3 protein-coding genes and 1 pseudogene are annotated in these 3,065 nt (G+C 35.7%); all 4 read right to left on the bottom strand.

The window, feature by feature from the left end; translation table 11 throughout:
- Window positions 1-937: alpha-E domain-containing protein (locus ON09_RS23285; protein ID WP_010603473.1), on the bottom strand; the 937-nt coding region annotated here is incomplete at its 3' end.
- 9 nt (window positions 938-946) lie between these two features.
- Complete coding sequence (locus ON09_RS26985) at window positions 947-1,282, bottom strand: circularly permuted type 2 ATP-grasp protein (protein ID WP_455566580.1); 336 nt, start codon at window positions 1,280-1,282, stop codon at window positions 947-949.
- Window positions 1,283-1,316: 34 nt separating this feature from the next.
- Entirely contained in the window at window positions 1,317-2,492 is a 1,176-nt protein-coding gene (locus ON09_RS23290) for a circularly permuted type 2 ATP-grasp protein (protein WP_238533795.1), read from the bottom strand.
- Window positions 2,493-2,943: 451 nt separating this feature from the next.
- Window positions 2,944-3,065 (bottom strand): annotated as a pseudogene (locus ON09_RS23295) (ferritin); the annotation flags it as partial.

A 3,065-nucleotide genomic window follows, 5' to 3' on the forward strand; every position in this document is an offset into this window, starting at 1 on the left:
ACGTACACACTGCAAAATAATATTCGTTTAAAAGGTTTCCGATACCGAATAGTTCTGCCCGTATTTCGGTTAAATAATCATGTAATTGCTCTTCTTCCATTGTATTTACTGAGCTGTAGGTGATCATACTTTTTAATCTTCCTATTTTGAAAGATAAATTATTGTAATGATCGATGTTGCTTTCACTTTTTAGGCGGCTAAAATAACGATCGATATTGTTCATCGAATAAAGCGCTGACCGGGGGAAATCATTATTCAGCATCACCAGTTCGATGATGTTTTTGGCATCAAATCCCTGCCGGTATGTTTTTAAGTAAAGTTCATAACCACCTAATGATAAAAGTAAATGTTTCCAATAGGCAATATCCGTTAATAAATCAGGGTTATCACTGATGGAGCTAAATTTAATGTCCAGAATATCAATAGATTGAATGCTCCTTTCTAAATGTTTACCAATTTTCATAAAACTCCTGCTTTCGCCACGTTCCATCGCACTATCGGCTGTGCCATGATAAAGCATCACTTGTTTTATCAAAATATCTAAAGCGGTAATGGGATCATCTTTTTGAACATACCACAATAGCTTTTCATCTTTTACAGTGTGATAATATTCATTTAAACACTGCCATAAATCCTTGGGGATATGCTCCTGAACGCTTCTGGCATTTTCCCGGGCCAGCGTTACAATATTTAGTATAGAATTAGGATTATCGCGGTTTAACAATAAGTATTCTATCACCGCTCTACTATCATGCTGGATATTCAAAAGTTCAGTTTCATCATCTGAGAAAAAATTACTGATGACTGGTTTCCAGGTAAATTCCTGGATGGTATCTTGCGATGAAGCATAATTTATTTTCAGCATGCGAAGCATTCCATCGCTACGCTCCACATATCTGCTTAACCAATATAAGCTCGATGCTACTCTACTTAACATATTTGTATTCTAAGAAGTTAAAACCCATGTATCTTTACTACCACCGCCTTGCGAGCTGTTCACCACCAGCGAACCTTCTTTTAAGGCGACCCGCGTTAATCCGCCTGGAACAATGGATATTCCGTCAGGACCATTTAGTGCAAAAGGACGTAAATCAATTCTCCTGGGTGCCAGTTTTCCATTAATGAAACAAGGCGCTGAGGAGAGGCTGATGGTGGGCTGGGCGATAAAGTTTCTTGGGTCTTTTAAAACTTCTAATTTATATTCTTCCGTTTCCTGTTCACTTGCCGCATGCCCCATTAGCATGCCATAGCCGCCACTTCCATTGGTTTTTTTAATCACCATGTTATTGATGTTCTGGAAAACGTAATTTAGCTCATCAGGATTGCTCAGTTGATAGGTAGGTACATTTTTTTAAGATGGGTTCTTCATTTAGGTAATACCTAATCATTTCAGGAACGTACGTGTAAACGGCTTTATCATCTGCAACGCCATTTCCAACAGCATTTACAATCGCAACATTTCCTTTCCTGTAAGCGCCCATTAAGCCGGCAACGCCTAAAACGCTATTTGGATTGAAAACCAATGGATCCAGGTAATCATCATCTACACGGCGATAGATAACATCAACCTGTTGTAGGCCTGTAGTGGTTTTCATAAAAACTTTCTGGTTTTTAACAACCAAATCGCGTCCTTCTACTAATTCAACACCCATTAAGCGGGCGAGGGTAGTGTGCTCATAATAGGCGGAGTTATACATCCCCGGGCTTAATAATACAATTGTTGGGTTAGAAACGGCTCTTGGCGAAAGCGCCATCAAATTTTTGTATAAAATGGCCGGATACTCAGTTACGCTTCTTACGCCACATTGCGGAATCAGATCGGGGAAAAGCCTTTTGGTGATTTCCCTGTTTTCGAGCATGTAACTCACGCCCGATGGGGTGCGTAGGTTATCTTCGAGTACGTAAAAAGTTCCATCATGATCTCTGATTAAATCAATGCCGGCAATGTGGATGTAGATATCGTGTAGTACATTCACATTATGCATTTCTCTTAAAAAATGCGGGCAGGAATAAATCACATTAATTGGAACAATTTGATCCTTAATGATAAACTGGTTGCTATATACATCCTTCAAAAAAAGATTCAACGCCTTTAAGCGTTGCTTAATTCCTTTTTCAATAAACGACCATTCACTTGAGGTGATGATGCGGGGGATGATATCGAATGGAAATATCTTTTCAATGCCTTCACCACTATCATAAACAGTAAAGGTTATACCTTGGCTCATGAAAAGTTTTTTTGCCAACTCTTCTTTTTTGTTAAGGTTTTCGAGAGATTCTTTAGAGAAGTTGTTAATGAAATTATTATAGTGATTTCTGTAATTTTCACTATTTAAGAACATTTCATCATAAGTTTTTGGATGATTTAAGTAATTTTTTATAAAATTTTCTATCATTTGACTTAAATATTCGCTTAAATTATGATTTTGTAGATATAAAATCATAATTTTTTTAATAAAAAGTAAATTATAGGTGTTTTTAATTGTTTTCATAATTAGTATTTGCCCAATATTTAGGTGTTTATTTAAATTTTATGAAAATAATTTAATTTATTTGTGAAAATAGCTTGCTTATATGAATAATGTTTGTACTTTTGTGATGCTCGTTAATTATTATTATATATTTGGTTTAAAAAAAAGCGCTGGCAACGGCGCTTTTTTTATAAAAATCTTCAGACTTATTCATAATCAACATAAACCAAACAACCTAAACTGAAAGAAGCTTCCATTGTATCAATGGAAGCTTTCTTTTTTTGTGCTTATTCGGCGGACCAATATGATGAGATTAGATTTTAAAAACGCGTTCAATATGAGGGCGGTGTGAGTATATTGGCTATGTAATTTAAGTTTCTGAAACGAGTTTCCGATGAAAATCTCTAAAAAACAAAAAAAAGCCATCTCGTTAGAGATAGCTTTAATATATATGTTTTGTTAGTTGTTATGCTTAGTCTTCAGAATAAGTGATTTTATTAACATGTTTGTCAATTTCCCATCTTCCTGTACCTTCTTCGCCAATAACTTCAAATAATTCTAAAGCTCTACGGGCTTTGTACTCTTCTTCACGTT

This window comes from Pedobacter agri PB92 (assembly GCF_000258495.1).
Lineage (GTDB): Bacteria > Bacteroidota > Bacteroidia > Sphingobacteriales > Sphingobacteriaceae > Pedobacter > Pedobacter agri.